Raw genomic sequence first — 19,337 nt, 5'->3', positions numbered from 1 at the left:
GGAGTTCCGCTTGAGCAATCCGCCCACCGCCAATGGCAATCCCCCGCTGGTCAAAGGCATGAACCGGCGCAGCCAGATCCTGCGCCTGCTGATGCGCTACCGCCATTCGGGCGTGTTCTCAGGCATGAACCTGGATGCCGCCAGCAACCAGGCCGACGTCCCCGCCGATGGCAACCCGGAACAGTTCGTCAGCGACCTGGAGGCCTTGGGGCCGACCTTCGTCAAGCTGGGCCAGATGCTGTCCACCCGCCCGGACATGGTGCCGGTGGAGTTCGCCACGGCGCTGGAGCGCATGCAGGAAAAGGTGGCCGAGATTCCGGTCGAGCGCATCCATGCCATCGTCGAACAGGAGCTGGGCGCGCCGGTGAACAAGCTGTTCGCCGCGTTCGATCCCGAGCCATTGGGCTGTGCCTCGATCGCGCAGGTGCATCGCGCGGTGCTGCACGATGGCCGCGAGGTGGCGGTGAAGGTGCAGAAGCCTGAAGTGGCTGCACAACTGCGCTCGGACCTGGAGGCGCTGCGCAGCTTCGCGCTGGCCGCCGACCACCTGACCCAGGTGGGCCGTCGCGTGCGCCTGCGCGACTGGCTCAACGAGTTCGCCAAGACCCTGATGCAGGAGCTGGACTACCACGCCGAGGCCGAGAACCTGGCCCGTTTCGGCCGGCACCTGAAGCCGTTCCGCCGCCTGTGGATTCCGCAGCCGCTGTGGGACTACAGCAGCCAGCGCGTGCTGACCATGGAACTGGCCACCGGCGTGCGCGTGGATGCGATTCCCGATGTGCGCCGCACCGAGCAGTCGATGGACCCGCTGGCGGCGGCACTGATCCGCGGCTACCTGGACCAGATCTTCGTGCATGGCGAGATCCACGCCGACCCTCATCCCGGCAACCTGCGGGTGATGCCCGATGGCCGGCTGGCGATCTTCGACCTGGGCATGGTCGCGCACATGCCGCCGCGCCTGCGCGAGCGCCTGCTGAAGATCCTGTTCGCCGCGGTCGATGGCCGCGGCGAAGAAGTGGCCGACGACCTGATCAGCATCAGCACGCGGCTGGAGGCGTTCGACGAAGAACGCTACCTGCGCGAGACCGGCCAGCTGATCGCGCGCTACGCCGCCAGTGGCAGCTTCTCGGAAGGCCGCGTGGTGCTGGACATGGTGCGCATCGCCACCGCCTGCGGCCTGCGCACGCCGCCGGAACTGAGCCTGCTGGGCAAGGCGCTGCTCAATCTGGAAACCGTGTGCCGGCTGCTGGCACCCGAGCTGGAAACCCGCCGCATCGTTGAGCGCCAGCTGCAGCACGTGATGCGTGCGCGCCTGAAGAAATCGCTGTCTGCCGCCAACCTCGCAAGCGAGGCGATGGAGCTGCAGCAGCTGCTGCGCGATGGGCCACGCAAGCTGTCGGACATCATGGCGCTGCTGGCCGAGAACCGCCTGCAGATGAAGGTGACCGGCCTGGAAGAATCGCGGTTGATGGAGAACCTGCAGAAGATCGCCAACCGCGTGGCTGCTGGCATCATCAGTGCCGCATTGATCATGGCTGCGGCGATGATGATGAAGATCGACACCGGCTGGCACCTGTTCGGCTACCCGCTCATTGCGCTGATTCTGCTGTTCATCGGCGTGGTGCTCGGCCTTGGCATCGTGACCAGTGCATTGCTGTTCGACCGTCGTGCGCGGGCGCGCGAAGAACGTGGTCATCGCTAGCGCATCAGCGAAAACCGCCGTATTCATGCGGTTTTTAATGTAATCCAACGAAGCCCTTCACGCTCGTTTTACCTTCTGAGCGCAATTGCGCGCGTGTTATTTCAACAAACATTTCAGTCAGGTTCGTGCATGCACTATCGGGTCATCGGCCTGTCATATGCATGTGCTTGTGGCAGCGTCGGTCGGATGGACACGCGTCGGTACGACGTCCATCACCACCACCCCGTCACTGCCGAAGCTGCCTATGCTCTGGATACTGCTGCTGTCGTTGTTGCTGCTGTGCTGGTTGTTCCTCGCGTCCGACAAGTGGGTGTGGTGGAAGGCTGGTGCGTTCTCGCTGCTGCTGCTCATGCTCAGCGCGTGGTGGCTGATCGACAAGCTGTCCGGTGATGGGCTCAATGCCGCCACCCTGTACCACCTCGGCGCCGACATGGAAGGCGCCGGTGTCTCCGACTTCAAGGGCTATATCGCCGGCTTCATCGTGCTGGCGCTGGTCTCGCTGCTGCCGCTGTTCGCCACGCGGGTGAAGCGCTGGCGCCGGCCCGGCCATGGTGGCGCATTGTTCGCCGGTTTCGCGGCCGTGTGGGTGGCCACGATCATGATCAGTCCGCTGGCCCGCGACGGCCAACGCCTCTACCAGCAGCTGCGTCCGGTCGACTTCGCCCGCATCGCCCCCGAGTACCAGGTGCCGACGCAGCCGCTGCAGCGCCCGCGCAACATCGTCTGGATCTACGGCGAGAGCCTGGAACGTACCTACCTGGACGAGGCCGTGTTTCCCGGCCTGATGCCCAACCTCAACCGCCTGGCGTCCGAGTCACTGGACGTGCGCAACCTGGCCTCGGCCGAGGGCAGCGGCTGGACCATCGCCGGCCTGGTGTCGTCGATGTGCGGCGTGCCGCTGACCACCTCGCAGGGCGATGAGAACAGCATGGACCGCATGGGCAGCTTCCTGCCCAAGGCCGTGTGCCTGGGCGATTACCTGAAGCAGCAGGGCTACACCAACCATTACCTGGGTGGCGCCAACGGCCAGTTCGCCGGCAAGGGCCAGTTCCTGGCCAGCCACGGCTTCGACGAAGTGCACGACCTGGCGTGGTTCAAGCAGCAGAAGAAGATCGGTCGCATCCACTACTCGGCCTGGGGCGTGCACGACGACGTGCTGCTGGACACCGCTTACCAGCGCTTTGAACAGCTCTCGCGCGCCGGCTCACCGTTCATGCTGACCACGCTGACCATGGATACCCACCATCCGGCGGGCCACCTGCCGGTGTCGTGCAAGGGCGAGCGCTACCAGAGCCAGTACGGCAACATCAACATGCTCAACGCGCTCAAGTGCAGCGACCGCCTGATCTCGCAGCTGGTCGAACGCATCCAGGCCAGCCCGTACGGCAAGGACACGCTGATCGTCATCGCTTCCGACCACCTGGCGATGCCCAACGATCTGACCCATATCCTGACCCGGCAGAAGCGCGAGAACCTGCTGCTGTTCCTGGGTGATGGTATTGCCCCGCAGCAGCTCAGCGCCGACGCCGGCACCACGCTGGATTCGGGTGCGACCCTGCTCAGCCTGCTGGACCCGAACCTGAAGACGATGGGCTTCGGCCGTTCGCTGATCGATGCCCAGCGCGCACCCAGCGCCAGCGTGGCCACCCAGCGCGATGGCGGCCGCGATTACCCACAGTACCTGGCCTTCGCCCGTTCGCTGTGGCTGGGCGAACCGACCCGCGAGCTGAAGATCGACGGCGATGACCAGGTGGTGGTCGGCCTGCAGCACGTGCAGCCGCCGGTGCTGCTGGAGTACGACAAGGACTGGGGGTTGAAGTCGGTATACCTGGAGAACACCTCGCGCCAGTTCGACGATGCCAACCCGGACAACACCCTGGCCTACGTCGACCGGTGCACCGCGTTCGAGGACGGCTCGGCCGACGGTGACTGGTGCGCCCTGCTGGTCAACCGCGACAACGGCATCAAGCTGTACCGCGACAACGACCTGCGTGGCGGCATCGCGGTGGATGCACCGCTGGATGCGTTCCAGGGCCCGCGCCCGAGCGTGCGCCAGGCGCACATGATTACGCAGAAGGGCCGCCGTACCCGTGCCGGCCAGTACATGCTGCAGCTGGTGGCAAGCACGCGCCCGGATCGCGGCTTCTGGATCGAGGCGGTGTCCTCACAACGCAAGGTGGTGCTGGCCCAGCAGTGGGTGCAGCCCGATGCCAACGGCAAGATCAACGTGTCGTTCGGGCTGGACCACGAAGTGGATGATCTGGAGATCCGCGCGTGGTTGAACCACGCCGAGAAGCTGGCGGTGGACACGTTCGCACTGGTGCCGTCACGCGGCCGACCGCGGGGGTAGGGTTCTTTGCAGGGCTGCGCCCTGCACCCGTGGTAGTGCCGGCCGCTGGCCGGCAACCTCAGAAGCAACAGCAACAGCGGGCATTCCGTGGGATGGCGAGGTGGATCCGGTTGCGGGGGACGCTGCAAGTCCCCCTCCGGGGCCCGGCCCAGCCGCTGGCGGCTGCGCGTTCGGGCGCTTGCGAAGCAATGCTTCGCAAGCAAAGCGCCCTCACCCATGTAAGCTCGGTCGCCGCTTGCTCGTGTGCGCTGTCCTGCGCACACGGCAAGACCGGGGTTGGGCGTCCTGCCCAACCCGTCGGGCGCATGCGCCCGACCCATGCGGCTCACGCCCCCGCAACCGGACCCACCCCGCCTTCGACAGTTAGCTGCGGTCTGTTGGACATGCCGATGGGGTCAGATCCGTTTTCCGGAGGAAAACGAATCTGACCCCAGATTGATTTCGATATCCGACAGACGTGTCGACCAAGGTCGACACCTACCGACAGCCGCAGGAATCTGTCAGAGGTGGGGCGGTGTCGGAGTGCGGGGTGTCAGCCGCATGGATGCGGCTGCCAAGCCTCCATGGACGGATTTACGGCGCCCCCGCACTCCGACATCACCCCGCCATCCCACGGAATGCACGCTGTTGCTGTTGCCTTTGCTCCGGCTTGTAGCGGGTGCAGGGCGCAGCCCTGCAAAGAACCCCCTACTCCTGCGGATCGCGGGTGATGTGGATGTCGGTCGGGGTCGACAGCGGAATGTTCCGCTCCGCCAGTATCTGCAGCAGGCTGAAGTACAGATCGCTGCGGGTGGCATACACCTGCCGCGGGCTGGCCACGTACGCGAAGCTGTTGATGGTGATCTGGCCACCGGCAATGCTGTCGATGTAGACCGTCGGCGCCGGCTGCTTCAGCACGTTGGTATGCGCGGTGTACGCATCCAGCAACGCCTGCCGCAGGTTGCCGACATCGGTGCTGGGCGGCACCGCGAACTGGATCTGGATGCGGCCCTGATTGTTGCCCATCGTCATGTTGCGCACGGTCTTGGTGACCAGCTCGGAGTTGGGCACGATCAGCGTCGACTTGTCGCCCACCTGGATCTCGGTCGAACGCAGGCTGATGCGGCGGATGTCGCCCTCCTGGTCGCCCAGCTTCACCCAGTCGCCGATCTTCACAGGACGCTCGGCCAGCAGGATCAGGCCGGAGACGAAGTTCTGTGTGATCACCTGCAAGCCGAAACCAATACCCACTGACAACGCACTGACCAGCAGCGCCAGCTTGGTCAGCTCCAGCCCCATCGCCGTCAACGCCCAGATCACGGCGAGGATGATGCCGACGTAGCGGGCGACGGTACTGACCGAGTTGCGCGCCCCCAGGTCCAGTTCGGTCTTGGGCAGGTAGGTATCGGTCAGCCAGCGCTGCACCAGCTGGGTGATCGCCAGGCCGGCCAGCAGCACCACAACCGCCAGCACAATCTGCATCGGCTTCAGGGTGGTTCCACCCAACGGAATGCCCGTGGTGAGCAGCGAAGAGAAGCGTTCCACCACCGCGCCGATGTTGCCAAACGGTGCCACCAGCGCCAGCAATGTGATCAGCACGACGATGGTGCGCAGGGCTGCAGAGAGCAGCACGCCGGCCTGCTCCAGCCGCGACACGCTCAGGCCGGTACTGAGCAGGATGGTCTGACCCACCTTGCTGTCGGCGTTGAGCATCCACGTGCTCAAGTCATCGACGAACTTGAACAGCAGCGTCGCCGCCAGCACCACGATGCTGCCGCCGATCAGCTGCTGGTTCACGAATTTGGCGAAGTTCAGATAGCCCATCAACGTCGCGACGATGGCGGCCACCACCGCGACATTGCCCGCCACGCGCGCCAGCACCAGCCAGCTGCTGCGGCGCACCGGCGTGGTCGCGCCCACGCCATCGGCCTGCGCCTCCAGCTTGGCCTCGGCTTCGGCAGTCTGCCGGCGATGCAGGCGCGCCAGGGTCACCAACATGGCCATGATCAGGCCGAGGTAAGTCAGCGCAATCAGGCCGTCCAGCGCCACCGTGGTGACGTCGCTGGTACGTGTGGCCTGATCGAGGGCGACCAGCACCGTGCTCAGCCAAGCCAGCGCCGCCGCGCACCACGCGTACTTGCGCAGTTTGAGTGCGGCGGTGTCATCCAGATTCAGCAACCGCCACGACGGACGCTTGGGAACCAGCATGCAGGCGCTGAGTGCAGCGATGAAGGCGGCGCGGAAGGTCGCGGTTTCCAACCCATCGGCCACCACCTGCAGGCGCGGCGCGATGGCATCGATCACATCAAGCGCTGCCATCAGTACAACCACGGCATAGCCGGGCAGCAGTGTCCCCACCAGCAGCAGCCACATGGCCAGGCCGGAACGGCGCAGGCGACCGTCCGGCGCGCGCTCGGACTCCGCAAAGCGCCGCCCCAGCCTGCGCAGCCACAGCCGCAGCGGGAACATCATCACCAGCGCGGCCACCAGGCCCAGCAACGGCGTGCCCCAGCCATTGGCCCGGATGCCGGCGACGAAGGTATCGCGCCCCTGCTCGGCTAACGGCGCGACGCGTGCGATATCGATCGGCAGGCGCTCGGCAACCTTGCTCCACAGCGCGGGCGACAACGGCGAGGCAACCTTCTGCCCCAGTTCTTCGGTACGTTGCGCGGCGCGCTGCTGGTCGATGTCGGTCGCCAGCTGCTGGGCGCGCACGGCACTGGTCTTGGCCTGCGCTACCGACGCGGCCAGTCCGTCGCGTTGTTTGTTGATGCTGCGCCGTTGCGCCGCCAGTTCGGGCGGCTCGGTGGTGCCCTCGGCAGGCGTGCCCAACTGCGCCAGCTGTTCGTCGAGGCGGACGAGCTGTGGCTGCAACTCCTTTTCCAGCGCCTCGGCGTCACGCCGTACCTGCGAGGCATTCTCGGACAGCATCGCCAGCGTCTCGATGGCGGCCGCATCACCACGCTTGCGGTCGACCTCCTTCAGCTTCGCATCGATACCTGCCAGCTGCTGCTTCGGCGTGGGCGCATCATCCTGCGCCAGCACCGGCGCGGACAGCAGGAAGGCGCTGCACAGCAGCAGGGCCAGCCAAGGGCCCTGTGCACGGATCGATCGCAGGAAAGAAGACAAGCCAGCCACACCGGTTCGCGCGGACCACCGCGCCTGCGCGCGACTATACGGCAGAGGCGGTCAAGGGCGTATGGGCGGCCCTGGCAACGTCGAGCATCAGTACTTCAGCCGCAGCTCTTCCACGGCCGGCTGCTGCAGCGCGTACCAGTCCTGGAACTCTTCCTCGGTGATCTCATCGGGCGCATACACCGCCACCGGGTGCCAGTCGTGGTCGGTCGGCAGCGGCTGGCGCGGGCCGGCGCGCAGGCTGTAGGCCACGCCTTCGTAGTCGACCAGGTCATCGACCTGCGGCCATTGTTCGCGTGCGAACGCGGATTCACTCTTCAACAGGATCACCTGGTACATCGGCACCTCCACCTCGGTTGGATCAGGGAAACACGGCGCTGGCAGCAGGATACCGCCACGCCGGTGACAACGGGCGCTCCGCCGGGGCGACGGAACGTTCTGGACACGGCCATCGCCCCGGCTTCACCCGCCCATGGCAAGGCCATCGGCATCGTGGAGGCCCACCCCTGCCACGACCGCCGATGACCGAGCACCCGCCGCTGAAGACCGTTGCCGACCTCAAGCTGCCCCGCTACCTGGGTACCTGGTACGAGATCGCACGCCTGCCGATGCGCCATGAACCGGAAGGCTGCACCGACGTGTCGGCGCACTACACCCTGCTCGACAACGGCAACGTCGGCGTCACCAACCGCTGCCGTATGGACGGCGAGGTCGAGGAAGCCACCGGCGAGGCCTGCGCCGTCGACAACGACAGCGCGCGCCTGGAGGTGAGCTTCCTGCCCAAGGGCCTGCGCTGGCTGCCGTTCGCCAAGGGCGACTACTGGGTGATCCAGGTCGCGCCGGACTACAGCGTGGCACTGGTCGGCAGCCCCGATCGCAAGTACCTGTGGCTGCTGGCCCGCGAGCCGCGCCTGGACGCGACCGTGCAGGACCATTATCTGGCGGCCGCCCGCCTGCAGGGCTTCGATCTGTCCGAACTGATCCAGACCCCGCATACCGGCCAGCCCACGGCCTGATCTACGGGCAATGGTGGACGCCAACCGACTCCGCCAATGACGTTATCCCCCATCGCGACATTCATCAGCAGCAGGCAAACTTCTGGTTTAACCAGTCCCCGAGAGACATGGAAGAGCAGCCATGGAATATCACCTGACAGAGGGACAGCTCAATGGCCCGGCTGAAATGTCGGCCATTGCTGGTCTGTCAGCCCGCGTGGGAGTGACACTTCCCGAGAATTACCTTGAATTCCTTAGGGCGCACAACGGCGGCGAAGGATTTATTGGTGACAACTACATTGTCTTCTGGGAAGCAGAAGAGGTCATCGACTTCATTCGTGAGTATGAGGTTGAATCATACGCGCCGGGCATATTCCTGTTCGCTTCGGACGGCGGCGGGGAGGGCTATGGATTCGACACACTGGACGCAGCAATGCCGGTTGTGCGGATTCCATTCATTGGCATGGAACGTCAGTACGCCATCCCGGTAGCGAGTGACCTTCCCGACCTGTTCGCTCGATTGCTTGTAGATCAGCCTGCGGACGAGCATGAAATCGATCCGGCGAATTGACGCATGGACCTGAAGAGCGGTTACCCCTGGTGGGCGGTACGCAATGGATTGATCCAGGCGTTTCCGCCATTGGAAAAGGACCTGCGCTGCGACGTGCTGGTGGTCGGCGGCGGCATCACCGGTGCGCTGATTGCCGACGAACTGTCCCGGCATGGCCACGACGTGGCGGTGATCGAGCAGCGCGACATCGGCTGGGGCAGCACCGCCGCCAGCACCGCGCTGCTGCAGTACGAGATCGATACCCATCTGATGGAGCTGGCCCAACGCTATGGCCAGGACGCCGCCACGCTTGCCTATCGGGCGTGTGCCGAGGCGATTCCGGCCCTGGGCGACGTGGCTCGCGGCCTGAAAGACGTTGATTTCCAGCGCATGGACAGCCTGTACCTGGCCAGCCGCCATCGCGACGTGCCGCGCCTGATGGCCGAAGGTGAGGCACGGCGCGGAATCGGCCTGGATGCCCGCTGGCTGGGCCCGGAGGCACTGCGGGAGCGCTTCGACGTGGACGCCGGCGGTGCCCTGCTCACGCGCCAGGCGGCGCGGGTCGATCCCTATCGCCTGACCTATGCGCTGCTGCAACGCGTGCGCCGGCGCGGCGGCAATGTGCATGACCGTACGGCACTGCACACGCTCACGCCCAGCGCGCGCGGGGTAACCGCCCTCACCGAGGGCGGCGCCACGATTCACGCCCGCCATGTGGTGCTGGCAATGGGCTACGCCAACCAGACGTGGCTGCAGCAGCGCGTCGCACGTAACCGCAGCAGCTACGCCTTCATCACCGACCCGATCGATGCGGACGTGCTGGGCCGCCTGCGCAACACGATGGTGTGGGAGAGCGCACGCCCGTACCTCTACCTGCGCGCCACCGGCGATCGCCGCCTGCTCGTGGGGGGGCTGGACGACGCCATCGACATTCCCGCCCGCCGCGATCGGCGCGTAGAGCGCAAGGCCGACAAGCTGATGAAACAGCTCCAGCACTGGTTCCCGCGGCTGGATCCGGTGCCCGCCTTCTCCTGGGCCGGCACCTTCGCCGAAACCGCCGACGGCCTGCCTTTCTTCGGCCCGCACGATCAGTGGGGGCCACGGGTGCATTTCGCCATGGCCTACGGCGGCAACGGCATCACTTATTCGATGATCGGCGCCCAGCTGCTGCGGGCCCGGATCGAGCGGCGCAGGCATGCGCTGGAAGGGCTGTTCGGGTTCGGGCGGTTGTGACCTGCAGCCAGGCATGGCCTGGCTCTACCCCAATCCGGCGCCGACAGGCATCATTCAAGCAACCCCTGCTAGCGTCGGCCTGTACCGCCGCGTGTTGCGTGGCCACCTGTCCGCTGGAGCGCCGTCATGATCCGCCCCCTGACCCTGCTGCTGTGCCTGGCCCTGCCGGGAACCGTGCTGGCCCAGTCCGCCGCTGGCGCCACCGCGCCGCAGGCCGCCGGCCTGGACCTGACGCTGCCGCAGGCGCCGATGCGCTACCTCAACGACCCGGCCCTGCAGCAGGACCCGCCGGGCACGTACTACGGTGACAAGAGCGGCCCGCGCGTGCACGACGACGCGAAGATCGCCGACGTCACCGACGACAAGGTCAAAGTGTCCGGCAGCTTCACCACCGGCATCGGCTATTCCAAGATCGGTGGCAACAGCCACTACAACGCCGCCACGCTGAACCTGAGCAAGAACTACACCACCGATGAGGGCAAGACCCACGGGGTCAACGTCAACATCCACGTGAGCGAAGGCAAGGGCCCGGGCTTCTACGGCCCGTACGGCGGCTACTACGGCCGCGGCCCGGGCTATTGGGATTACCCGCCGCCGTTTGGCTGGTAAGCCCCGCGTCGGGCCTGGGCCGACCAAGGTCGGCCACTACCGCTGCGTACGCTTGGTAGGTGTCGACCTTGGTCGACACGCTTTCTCCCCGTGTGCCGGCCAGCGGCCGGCACCTACCGGCACGCGAATCAATCCAGCCAGCCGTCGCGCTCGCTGTGCAGGATGCGGCCGTCATAGCCGCTCAGGCGCACGTCCACCTTCTGGTTGCGGGCATTGCGGGCTTCCAGCGACCAGGTCGCACCATCGCGTTCCAGCGAATGGATCTCGCGCAGGCCATGCGCCTGTGCCCGTGCCAGCACCTGCTCGGTGGTCAACAGCGCGCGGCCGCTGTGCTCGTCGAAGATCTCGCCGGTCTTGGGGTCAACGTAGACCTCGCTGAAGCGGCCATCGGCGCGGCTCACGTCAGCCTCCCACAGGCCATCATCGCGTTCGATCTCGTGGATCTGGGTGTAGCCGGCCTTGCGCAGGGTCTCTTCGACCTGGGCCATGCCCAGCGGTGCAGCCTGTGCGGCCGGTGCGATGGCCAGCAGAGCAACAGTGGCGAGGGTGAGCGACTTCAACATGGGGGTTCTCCTGTTCGTGTTCGTGGCCGGACCATCCCGGCAACGCCACAATGCACCCCGTGGTTAACAGCTCCTTAGCCGGCACTGTTAGCCAGCTGTTAGTCAGCCCCTCCACACTCGCGCCTGTTCCTACAGCCCTCCCTGCGCCCCGATGCTCTCCACCCTGCCCCTGCTGCTGGCCCTGGCCAGCGCCCCCACCGCCGCCGCACCGGCACAGGACCCGGCGCAGCAGGTCGCGCGCCGCGCCGTGCAGCAGGGCCGCTACGTGCCGTTGGAAAGCGTGGTGCGCGATGCGCTCAAGCGCTTTCCGGGCCAGCTGCTGGAAGTGGAACTGGACGATGGCGTCTACGAAGTGGAGATCCTGCGCGGCGACGGCGTGGTAGTGGAGCTGGACTATGATGCGCGCAGCGGAAAGCTGCTGAAGACGGAGCTCGACGACTGATGCGCATCCTGTTGGCCGAAGACGATGCCGCGCTGGCACAGCGCCTGGTGCCCCTGCTGGAGCAGGCCGGCTACGTGGTGCACGTGGTCGCCGACGGCCGCCAGGCCGAGGAGATCGGCCAGATCGAAGATCTGCAGGCGGCCATCGTCGACCTCGGTCTGCCCGGATTGGACGGACTGAGCGTGATCGAGCGCTGGCGCGGCAACGGCCGGGGTTTCCCTGTGCTGGTACTGACTGCACGTGGGCGCTGGCACGACAAGCTGGCCGGCTTCGACGCCGGCGCCGACGATTACCTCACCAAACCCTTCCAGGCCGACGAACTGGTGCTGCGCCTGCGCGCCCTGATCCGCCGCAGCCACGGCCACGCCAGCCCGCGCCTGCACTGCGGCCCGCTGCAGCTGGACGTCAACGCCGGCCGCTTCGAACTGGACGGGCAGGCGCTGTCGCTGAGCCCGCAGGAGTTCCGCCTGCTCAGCTACTTCATCCACCACAGCGGCCAGGTGATCGGCCGCGACCGGCTGGGTGAACAGGTGTTCGATGGCGGCCACGATCCGGACTCGAACGCACTGGACGTGCTGCTCGGGCGGGTGCGCCGCAAGCTCGGCATCGATCTGATCCAGACCGTACGCGGCCAGGGTTGGCGGCTGGCCGCGCCGTGAGCCGGCAACCCTCGCTGCGACGGCGCCTGCTGCTGGCTGGCGGTGTCGGCCTGCTGCTGGTCTCGCTGCTGGCCAGTGCACTGCTGGGCGAACTGTTCAAGCGCAGCGCGCGCGATCGCTTCGACCATGAACTGCAGCAGGACATGCTGACCCTGCTGGCGCAGGCCGAAGTGGATGCGGACGGACAGCTGCGCCTGCGCCAGGAACCCAATGACGCGCGCTTCCAGCGCGTGTTCTCAGGTGCTTACTGGCAGATCGCCGGTGCCGATGGCCGCGTGCTGCTGCAGTCGCGCTCGCTGTGGGATGAAACCCTGCCCGTCACAGCCAGCGGGCCGGCCACGCGCAATCTGAGTGGGCCGCTGCAGCAATCCCTGCGCGCACGCGTGCAGCAGGTGCGCCTGCCACGCGCCAACGAACCGTTCGTGGCCGTGGTTGCCACCGATCGCAGCGCGCTGGATGCAGACGTTGCCGCGTTCCGCCAGCGTACTGCCATCGCGCTGGGTGTGTTGGTCGCGGCGTGGCTGGCGGTGCTGGCCAGCCAGGTGCACTTCGGATTGCGTCCATTGCATCGCCTCGGTGCACAGCTGGAACGGGTGCGGCGCGGCGACGCGCAGCGCATCGATACACGGAGGTTGGGTGCGGAGGTCGCACCGCTGGGCGAGGAGCTCAACGCGTTGCTGGAGCATCAGCAACGCATGGTCGCGCGCGCGCGCACCAGTGCACAGGATCTGGCGCATGCGCTGAAAACCCCGCTGAGCGTGCTGGCCACTGAGGCCGACGGCGACGGCGCGGACTGGCGCGCCACCGTACGCGAGCAGAGTGCGCGTATGCAGGCCAGCGTCGACCGTTACCTGGCCGCAGGGTTGGCCGCCGACCATCGCCAGCGCACCGACGTGGCGGCAGTCGCACAGGCGATGTGCCGGCTGATGGCACGCGTGCATGGCGAACGTGGCATCACGTTCACGGCGGCTGGTATCGATCCGGCACTGCAGTTCGCCGGTGCCGGTGCGGACCTGGAGGAAATGCTGGGCAATCTGCTGGACAACGCCGGCAAGTGGGCGAAGCAGCGGGTGGACGTCACTGCAGACACCAGCGAAGGGCAGTTGCGCATTGAGGTACGCGACGACGGCCCCGGGCTGGCTGCAGACGCGCTGGAACAGGTCACCCAGCGTGGCGTGCGCCTGGATGAGCGCGAGGGCAGCAGTGGGCTGGGGTTGGCGATTGTGGGTGATATCGCTGCCAGTTATGGCGGGCGGTTGGCGCTGGAAAATGCACAGCCGGGATTGCGGGCCACGTTGTGGTTGCCGGTGGCGTGAGGCGGCCAACCTGACGGCGGGTAGTGCCGGCCGCTGGCCGGCAACCACGTGGTCACCGGGAACACCCTGCGGAAGCCGGCCAGCGGCCGGCTCTACCAAGCGCCAACCCGACCGGTCGCCGTGCTCCCGGTAGGTGTCGGCCTTGGTCGACACGCATCAAAAGCGCCGACCAAGGTCGGCATCTACCAAAGCAGTACATCAGTCCCGTCGGCCATCGCGCCCCGGTAGGTGTCGACCTTGGTCGACACGCACCCAGCATCAACGGTGATGCATCCACCAGCAATCAATCGCGTCCAGCACGATGTGGATGATCAAACCGATGCCGAACAACCGCGTTTTCTTCGGCACGCACAGCCCCGCATAGACCGCGATGGCCGGTGCGGTGTGCAAGGGGTGGAACCCGATGCTACAGCGGTTCGGTGCATAGATCGGATCAGCCAGCAGATGATCCAGGTCGATGATCCAGCCCAGCAGCATCAGCAGCCACGCCGAGGCGAAGCGCTTGCGCCAGAACAGCCATGCCAGCAGGGCTGGCACGGCGGCATGCAGGAACAGGTGGAAGATCGCGCGCGCGCTCATCGGGACCGGAAGCGCCGGGCCATGCCCGGCGTTCCCGTTGACCTCAGACCAGCGGTTCGTCGGACAGGTAGGTGTAACCGGTCAGGCCGGCTTCCAGCGCCTCCGACAACTCCTGCGCGCGTTCCGGCGACAGCTGCGCCTCGGCCACGCGCTGTGCGTAGGTGGCACGCAGTTCGTCCAGGCGGTAGCCCACGTAATCCAGCATCACATCGGTGGTGTCGCCACGGCGCTGCTGGGTGATGGCATAGCCATCGGCATCGGCCAGCACTTCCACCGCGTCGGTATCGCCGAACAGGTTGTGGATGTCGCCCAGGATCTCCTGGTAGGCGCCGACCATGAAGAAGCCGATGCGGTAGCTCTCGCCCGGCTTCATCTTGTGCAGCGGCAGCGAGCTGTCCAGGCTCTCGTTCTCGACATAGGTTTCCACCATGCCGTCCGAGTCGCAGGTCATGTCGGCGATGATGCCGCGGCGGTCCGGGGTTTCGTCCAGGCGCTCGATCGGCACGATCGGAAACACCTGGTCGATCGCCCACACGTCCGGGATCGATTCGAACACGCTGAAGTTGACGAAATACTTGTCGACCAGGCGCTCGTTCAGTTCATCCAGCACCGGGCGATGGCTCTTCTCGTCGTAGCTCAGGCGCGCACGCACGCCATGGGCGATGGCGTAGAACAGATCGTCGATGCGCGCACGCTGCGGCAGGTCGATCTGGCCCAGCGCATAGCTGGCCAGGCCTTCGGCGTGGAAGTGCTGTGCTTCCTGGAACAGTTCCACCGCCGGGCGCACGTCCAGCTCGTCGTGGATCTCGCGCAGGTGGCGGATCGCGGCCGGCTCGTCGTCGTGCTGGTCCGGCACGCGGCCTTCCTGCGCCTCTTCCACTTCCGAGACGTTGGCGATCAGCACCGCGTGGTGTGCGGTCATCGCGCGGCCGCACTCGGTCACGATGCGCGGTGGGGTCAGGCCGAACTCCTCGCACGCGTTGGCCAGCGGCTGCACGATGTTGCTGGCGTAGGAATGCAGGCCGTAGTTGATCGAGCAGAAGCTGCGCGAACGGGTGCCTTCATAGTCCACGCCCAGGCCACCGCCCACATCGACGTGAGTGATCTTCGCGCCCAGGCGCGACAGCTCCACGAAGTAGCGGGTGGCTTCGCGCATGCCGTTGGCGATGTCGCGCACGTTGGAGATCTGCGAGCCCATGTGGAAGTGCAGCAGGTTCAGGCAGTCGGCGTACTCGGTGTCACGCAGCGACTTCCACAGGTCCAGCAGCTGGCGCGGCGACAGGCCGAACTTGGCCTTGTCGCCACCGCTGTTCTGCCACTTGCCGGCGCCCAGCGAGGCCAGGCGCATGCGCACGCCCAGGCCCGGCTTCACGTCCAGCGCCTTGGACTCTTCCAGCACCAGCTTCAGTTCGGAAGGCTTCTCGATGACGATGAAGGTCTGCAGGCCCAGCTTGCGGCCGATCAGAGCCAGGCGGATGTACTCGCGGTCCTTGTAACCGTTGCAGACGATCAGGCCACCCGGGCGCGACAGCGCCAGCACGGCCATCAGCTCGGGCTTGCTGCCCGCTTCCAAGCCGAAGCCTTCGCCGTGGTGGCTGGCCAGGGTGCCGGCCACGCCGCGGGTCTGGTTGACCTTGATCGGGTACACGGCGGTGTAGCCGCCGCTGTATTCCCAGTCCTGCTGGGCCTGGCCGAAGGCCGCCTGCAGCTTGCCCAGGCGCTGGCCGAGGATGTCCGGGAAGCGGACCAGCAGCGGCAGCTTGGCGCCGGCCGCACGGGCCGCATCGACCACCTTGGGCAGCGACACCACCGGGCCGTCCGCCCCGGTCGGTCTCACCACCATGTGCCCGGCCTGATCCACGTCGAAGTAACCGTCCGCCCAATGCGGGATCGAGTAGGTCTTGCGGGCTTGGTCGAGGGACCAATCGGTCATTTCAGTCGGCCTTGTTGGCAATAAAAGGGGGGGCATGATAACGCCTATATGCCCACAGGTTCGTTATCATGCGCGCCCGCGCCCGTGACAGGTTCCAACCTGAACGGGCCGATCCGTCCGGATGTGGCATCTGTGCCACGCGGCCCCGCCCGCCAGCCCGGCTTCACCTCTCCGAACAGGACTGTTTTCAAATGACTGACAGCAACAACTGGTACATCGAGCACTTCGAGCGCACCGGCTCGGCCATCGGCTACCGCATCACCGGCAAGCTGGACGAGGTGCAGTCGCCGTTCCAGAAGATCGAGATCTTCCAGACCACCGACTGGGGCAACCTGATGACCATCGACGGGGCCATCATGCTGACCAGCAAGGACAACTTCTTCTACCACGAGATGATCAGCCACCCGGTGCTGTTCACCCACGCCGCGCCCAAGCGCGTGGTGATCATCGGTGGCGGCGACTGCGGCACCCTGCGCGAAGTGCTCAAGCACAAGGGCGTGGAGAGCGTGACCCAGTGCGACATCGACGAGCAGGTCACGGTGATGGCGCGCAAGCACTTCCCGGAACTGTGCGACTCCAACGACGACGCCCGCGCCGAGCTGCTGTTCGACGACGGCGTGGCCTACATGGCCAACTGCCCGGCCGGCAGCGTGGACGTGGTGATCGTCGATTCGACCGACCCGGTCGGCCCCGGCGAAGGCCTGTTCAACAAGGCCTTCTACGAGAGCTGCTTCAAGGCCCTGAAGGACGACGGCATCCTGGTGCAGCAGTCCGAATCGCCACTGATGCAGCTGGACCTGATCAACGAAATGCGCACCGAGATGGGCAAGGCCGGCTTCGGCTCGTTCAAGACCCTGCCGTTCCCGCAGCCGTGCTACCCCACCGGCTGGTGGAGCGTGACCATGGCGCGCAAGGGCGACAGCAGCTTCGACTTCCGCCAGGCCGACTCGGCCGCCAAGACCTTCAACACCCTGTACTACACCGCCGCGCTGCACACCGGCGTGCTGGTGACCCCGCCGTTCGTGCAGGCTGCATTGAAGTAATGCGTGCCGACCAACGGTCGGCACCCAACGATGCAAAAGAAAAACCCGCGCTGGCGACAGCGCGGGTTTTTTCATGTTCCGGTAGTGCCGGCCGCTGGCCGGCAACCGCATGTAACGATCAAAGCGCCCAGATACCGGCGATCACCGCCACCACCAGGCCCCACTTGATGACCTGGTAAGCCACCACGCTGCGCTCACGCAGCGCCTTGGCCTTCAGGCGCACCTTGTAGACGCTGCCAAAGGCCTTGTTGACGCCACCGGTCGGGTCACCCGGCAGGTTCGGCGAGGCACCACCGGCCAGCAGCGTGGCCGCCACCGCGCGGTTGAACAGGCCCGGCAGGCCGAAGCGCAGCGGGCGGGCGATGTCGCAGAACAGGATCACGCGATCATCCGGCGTCTCGTTGTGCGCGTGGTGGATGTAGGTCTCGTCGAACATCATCCACTCGCCGTCGCGCCAGCTCTTCTTGATGCCGTCCACTTCGATGTAGCAGCCGTCGTTGTTGGGCGTGGCCAGGCCCAGGTGCAGGCGCAGCGAACCGGCGAACGGGTCGCGGTGCGGGCGCAGTTCGCTGCCCGACGGCAGCTGCGCGAACATCGCCGCACGCACGTCCGGCAGCGACTCCAGCAGCGCGGTGGTCTTGGGACACATCGCCTTCGCCGACGGGTGCGACGGGCCGTACCACTTCAGGTAGAAGCGCTTCCAGCCACGGCGGAAGAACGAGTTGAAGCCGGCATCGTTGAACGTGCTGGAGGCGGCGATCTTCTGTGCATCGCGCAGCGCCAGCGCCTCGTCGCGGATCATCTGCCAGTTCTGGCGCAGCGGCTCCAGCTGCGGGAATTCCTTGGCCGGGTCCAGGAACGGCGTGGTCGGCACCTTCGAGAACATGTACATGACCACGTTGATCGGGGCCATGAAACTGGAGTGGTCCAGCAGCTGGCGCGACCAGCGCGCGCGGACCTTGCCACGGAAGTGGATGTACAGCACGCAGGCGACGAACAGCGCTGCAATGACGATTTTGATGATCAAAACACTTTCCTCCAGCCGCAGCCGGAACGGGAAACAGGGCGATGCACGGCCGGACGGCCAGCACCGGTGGGGACCGCGGCAGGGGACGGGGACGTGCCAGGAAGGGGCGGCCGCCGATGTCGCGAATTAACAGCTTATGGTCGGCAGGCCGTGCGTCGGGGTCAAGCTGGACGTGCGTGACGTTCAGCGGGCCGCGGATGAACGAAATAGAGCGAAACGCAACCTATTGATTCTGAAAGAATCACCGACCAAGTGAGACAGAATTGTCCGATTGGGCGCGACGAACTGTTCCAGCCACGACCCCGACATTTCTCCGACAAATCGTGGAATAGCGAACTGGCGAGTACTAAAATTAACGAAAACTTAGTAACTCCCTGTAACACCGGTTCGCTTGACGCTTTGCGCCACCCACCGGGTCGTCCGAGACCCCGACATGTATCTTCCTGCTCTCCCCCCCTCCTCCTGCGGCGATGACGCCGCCACCCCGCTGCTGCTCAAGCGCGGCGAACGCTTCCTGGCCCCCGACGTCTACCGCACCTGCCTGGACGGGCGCGAGGCGGTCATCAAGGACTATTCCCGCTACCGCGGCACTCCCCTTTCGCTGATCGCCCGGCTGATGGTTCGCCGTGAAGCCCGCATGCTGCAGCGCCTCGGCGGCTGGAAGCATGCCCCCGCGCTGCTCGGCACCCTCGGTGGCCTGGCGCTGGGCATGGAGTTCATTCCCGGCCAGACCCTGAGCACCGCGCAGGCCGTGGGCAATGAAGTGTTCGAGCAGCTGCAGCACGCGCTCAGCCGTTTGCACGCCGCCGGCATTACCCATAACGACCTGCATGGCACCAACGTGGTGGTCAGCAGCGGCGTACCGGTGCTGCTGGACTTCACCTCGGCCTGGCGGGCCCCGCGTTGGCTGCGCCGCAACCCGCTGAGCCGGCAGATGCGCCGTAGCGACATGAAAAACCTGCTGAAGATCCGCCAGCGCGTGACCGGCCAGGCGCCAAGTGCCGCGCAGGCCGCACTGGTGGCCGACCCCGGCTGGGTCGCCGCCGTGCGGCAGGGCTGGAAGCGGTTCTATAAGTGGGCGAAGCGCCGGTAAGCGCTTTGCTTTGGTAGGGGTCGAGCTTGCTCGACCGCTTTACCGCTCTTTGTAGAGTCGGGGGGGGGGGGGGGGGGCGGGGCGGCGGGCGGGCGGGGGGGGGGGGCAAAATCTCTCGCGGGGGATGGG

The 19,337-nt window shown here is 66.2% G+C and carries 16 protein-coding genes and 1 pseudogene; 11 read left to right on the top strand and 6 right to left on the bottom strand.

All coding sequences use genetic code 11. The annotated features are described in order from the left end of the window. Positions 1–46: 46 nt before the first annotated feature. Both V3B25_RS06835 and V3B25_RS06830 read left to right on the top strand, forming a co-directional pair. Positions 47–1,702 (top strand): annotated as a pseudogene (locus V3B25_RS06835) (AarF/UbiB family protein); the annotation flags it as partial. A 244-nt stretch (positions 1,703–1,946) separates the two neighbouring features. After that, positions 1,947–4,052: a phosphoglycerol transferase I gene (locus tag V3B25_RS06830; protein ID WP_201117538.1), complete on the top strand. Its 2,106-nt coding sequence runs from the start codon at positions 1,947–1,949 to the stop codon at positions 4,050–4,052. 687 nt (positions 4,053–4,739) lie between these two features. On the opposite strand, the gene V3B25_RS06825 is transcribed toward V3B25_RS06830, so the two are convergent. Next, positions 4,740–7,169, bottom strand: coding sequence for a DUF3772 domain-containing protein (locus tag V3B25_RS06825; RefSeq protein ID WP_049422926.1), 2,430 nt, complete (start codon positions 7,167–7,169; stop codon positions 4,740–4,742). 87 nt (positions 7,170–7,256) lie between these two features. Next, the gene (locus tag V3B25_RS06820; protein ID WP_049422925.1) at positions 7,257–7,505 is read right to left on the bottom strand and encodes a hypothetical protein; all 249 of its coding nucleotides are present in this window, start codon (positions 7,503–7,505) and stop codon (positions 7,257–7,259) included. A 182-nt stretch (positions 7,506–7,687) separates the two neighbouring features. On the opposite strand from V3B25_RS06820, the gene V3B25_RS06815 reads away from it, so the two are divergent. The 4 genes from V3B25_RS06815 to V3B25_RS06800 all read left to right on the top strand — a co-directional run bounded on the left by V3B25_RS06815 (position 7,688) and on the right by V3B25_RS06800 (position 10,553). Continuing rightward, a complete protein-coding gene (locus tag V3B25_RS06815; protein ID WP_153854710.1) occupies positions 7,688–8,182 on the top strand; it encodes a lipocalin family protein in 495 nt (164 codons plus the stop codon). Between the two features lie 121 nt (positions 8,183–8,303). After that, entirely contained in the window at positions 8,304–8,732 is a 429-nt protein-coding gene (locus tag V3B25_RS06810) for an SMI1/KNR4 family protein (protein WP_329810359.1), read from the top strand. Between the two features lie 3 nt (positions 8,733–8,735). Next, complete coding sequence (locus tag V3B25_RS06805) at positions 8,736–9,944, top strand: FAD-dependent oxidoreductase (protein WP_329810358.1); 1,209 nt, start codon at positions 8,736–8,738, stop codon at positions 9,942–9,944. 126 nt (positions 9,945–10,070) lie between these two features. Beyond that, positions 10,071–10,553 carry a hypothetical protein gene (locus tag V3B25_RS06800; protein WP_329810357.1) on the top strand — a complete coding sequence of 161 codons (483 nt, stop codon included), beginning with the start codon at positions 10,071–10,073 and terminating at the stop codon, positions 10,551–10,553. Between the two features lie 128 nt (positions 10,554–10,681). Here the strand turns inward: V3B25_RS06800 and V3B25_RS06795 are convergent, their stop codons facing one another. Continuing rightward, positions 10,682–11,116, bottom strand: coding sequence for a PepSY domain-containing protein (locus V3B25_RS06795; protein ID WP_049422919.1), 435 nt, complete (start codon positions 11,114–11,116; stop codon positions 10,682–10,684). Between the two features lie 151 nt (positions 11,117–11,267). Here V3B25_RS06795 and V3B25_RS06790 point away from each other — a divergent pair, with 151 nt between their 5' ends. The 3 genes from V3B25_RS06790 to V3B25_RS06780 are packed head-to-tail and all read left to right on the top strand — an operon-like array spanning position 11,268 to position 13,533. Beyond that, the gene (locus tag V3B25_RS06790; RefSeq protein WP_005411366.1) at positions 11,268–11,558 is read left to right on the top strand and encodes a PepSY domain-containing protein; all 291 of its coding nucleotides are present in this window, start codon (positions 11,268–11,270) and stop codon (positions 11,556–11,558) included. Continuing rightward, positions 11,558–12,217, top strand: coding sequence for a response regulator transcription factor (locus tag V3B25_RS06785; protein WP_154264680.1), 660 nt, complete (start codon positions 11,558–11,560; stop codon positions 12,215–12,217). Before V3B25_RS06790 ends, V3B25_RS06785 begins: the two co-directional genes overlap by 1 nt. Then, positions 12,214–13,533 carry a HAMP domain-containing sensor histidine kinase gene (locus V3B25_RS06780; RefSeq protein ID WP_329810356.1) on the top strand — a complete coding sequence of 440 codons (1,320 nt, stop codon included), beginning with the start codon at positions 12,214–12,216 and terminating at the stop codon, positions 13,531–13,533. The genes V3B25_RS06785 and V3B25_RS06780 overlap by 4 nt, the downstream gene beginning before the upstream one ends. A 258-nt stretch (positions 13,534–13,791) precedes the next feature. Here V3B25_RS06780 and V3B25_RS06775 read toward each other — a convergent pair whose 3' ends face one another. Then, positions 13,792–14,112 carry a DUF6122 family protein gene (locus V3B25_RS06775; RefSeq protein ID WP_005411369.1) on the bottom strand — a complete coding sequence of 107 codons (321 nt, stop codon included), beginning with the start codon at positions 14,110–14,112 and terminating at the stop codon, positions 13,792–13,794. Positions 14,113–14,155: 43 nt separating this feature from the next. Next, entirely contained in the window at positions 14,156–16,045 is a 1,890-nt protein-coding gene (gene speA, locus V3B25_RS06770; protein ID WP_012512349.1) for an arginine decarboxylase, read from the bottom strand. A 191-nt stretch (positions 16,046–16,236) separates the two neighbouring features. Between speA and speE the strand changes: the two genes are divergently transcribed. Then, on the top strand, positions 16,237–17,088 hold the full coding sequence (gene speE / locus V3B25_RS06765; protein ID WP_049403786.1) for a polyamine aminopropyltransferase: 852 nt from the start codon (positions 16,237–16,239) through the stop codon (positions 17,086–17,088). A gap of 118 nt (positions 17,089–17,206) precedes the next feature. Here the strand turns inward: speE and V3B25_RS06760 are convergent, their stop codons facing one another. Next, positions 17,207–18,112, bottom strand: a complete 906-nt coding sequence (locus tag V3B25_RS06760) for an aspartyl/asparaginyl beta-hydroxylase domain-containing protein (protein WP_029550749.1) — start codon at positions 18,110–18,112, stop codon at positions 17,207–17,209. A gap of 436 nt (positions 18,113–18,548) precedes the next feature. Here V3B25_RS06760 and V3B25_RS06755 point away from each other — a divergent pair, with 436 nt between their 5' ends. Further along, positions 18,549–19,208: an RIO1 family regulatory kinase/ATPase gene (locus V3B25_RS06755; protein ID WP_189720168.1), complete on the top strand. Its 660-nt coding sequence runs from the start codon at positions 18,549–18,551 to the stop codon at positions 19,206–19,208. Positions 19,209–19,337 lie beyond the last annotated feature (129 nt).

The organism is Stenotrophomonas sp. SMYL8 (assembly GCF_036320065.1).
Lineage (GTDB): Bacteria > Pseudomonadota > Gammaproteobacteria > Xanthomonadales > Xanthomonadaceae > Stenotrophomonas > Stenotrophomonas maltophilia_A.
Note: the sequence above shows the minus strand (reverse complement) of the source record. Positions and strands in the feature narration are given on the sequence as shown.

What these genes read in the sequence shown, in the direction of transcription:
- V3B25_RS06830 (WP_201117538.1), top strand. Translation starts at nt 1,947, where the DNA reads ATGCTCTGGATACTGCTGCTGTCGTTGTTGCTGCTGTGCTGGTTGTTC.
- V3B25_RS06820 (WP_049422925.1), bottom strand. Translation starts at nt 7,505, where the DNA reads ATGTACCAGGTGATCCTGTTGAAGAGTGAATCCGCGTTCGCACGCGAA.
- V3B25_RS06815 (WP_153854710.1), top strand. Translation starts at nt 7,688, where the DNA reads ATGACCGAGCACCCGCCGCTGAAGACCGTTGCCGACCTCAAGCTGCCC.
- V3B25_RS06810 (WP_329810359.1), top strand. Translation starts at nt 8,304, where the DNA reads ATGGAATATCACCTGACAGAGGGACAGCTCAATGGCCCGGCTGAAATG.
- V3B25_RS06805 (WP_329810358.1), top strand. Translation starts at nt 8,736, where the DNA reads ATGGACCTGAAGAGCGGTTACCCCTGGTGGGCGGTACGCAATGGATTG.
- V3B25_RS06800 (WP_329810357.1), top strand. Translation starts at nt 10,071, where the DNA reads ATGATCCGCCCCCTGACCCTGCTGCTGTGCCTGGCCCTGCCGGGAACC.
- V3B25_RS06795 (WP_049422919.1), bottom strand. Translation starts at nt 11,116, where the DNA reads ATGTTGAAGTCGCTCACCCTCGCCACTGTTGCTCTGCTGGCCATCGCA.
- V3B25_RS06790 (WP_005411366.1), top strand. Translation starts at nt 11,268, where the DNA reads ATGCTCTCCACCCTGCCCCTGCTGCTGGCCCTGGCCAGCGCCCCCACC.
- V3B25_RS06785 (WP_154264680.1), top strand. Translation starts at nt 11,558, where the DNA reads ATGCGCATCCTGTTGGCCGAAGACGATGCCGCGCTGGCACAGCGCCTG.
- V3B25_RS06775 (WP_005411369.1), bottom strand. Translation starts at nt 14,112, where the DNA reads ATGAGCGCGCGCGCGATCTTCCACCTGTTCCTGCATGCCGCCGTGCCA.
- speA (WP_012512349.1), bottom strand. Translation starts at nt 16,045, where the DNA reads ATGACCGATTGGTCCCTCGACCAAGCCCGCAAGACCTACTCGATCCCG.
- speE (WP_049403786.1), top strand. Translation starts at nt 16,237, where the DNA reads ATGACTGACAGCAACAACTGGTACATCGAGCACTTCGAGCGCACCGGC.
- V3B25_RS06755 (WP_189720168.1), top strand. Translation starts at nt 18,549, where the DNA reads ATGTATCTTCCTGCTCTCCCCCCCTCCTCCTGCGGCGATGACGCCGCC.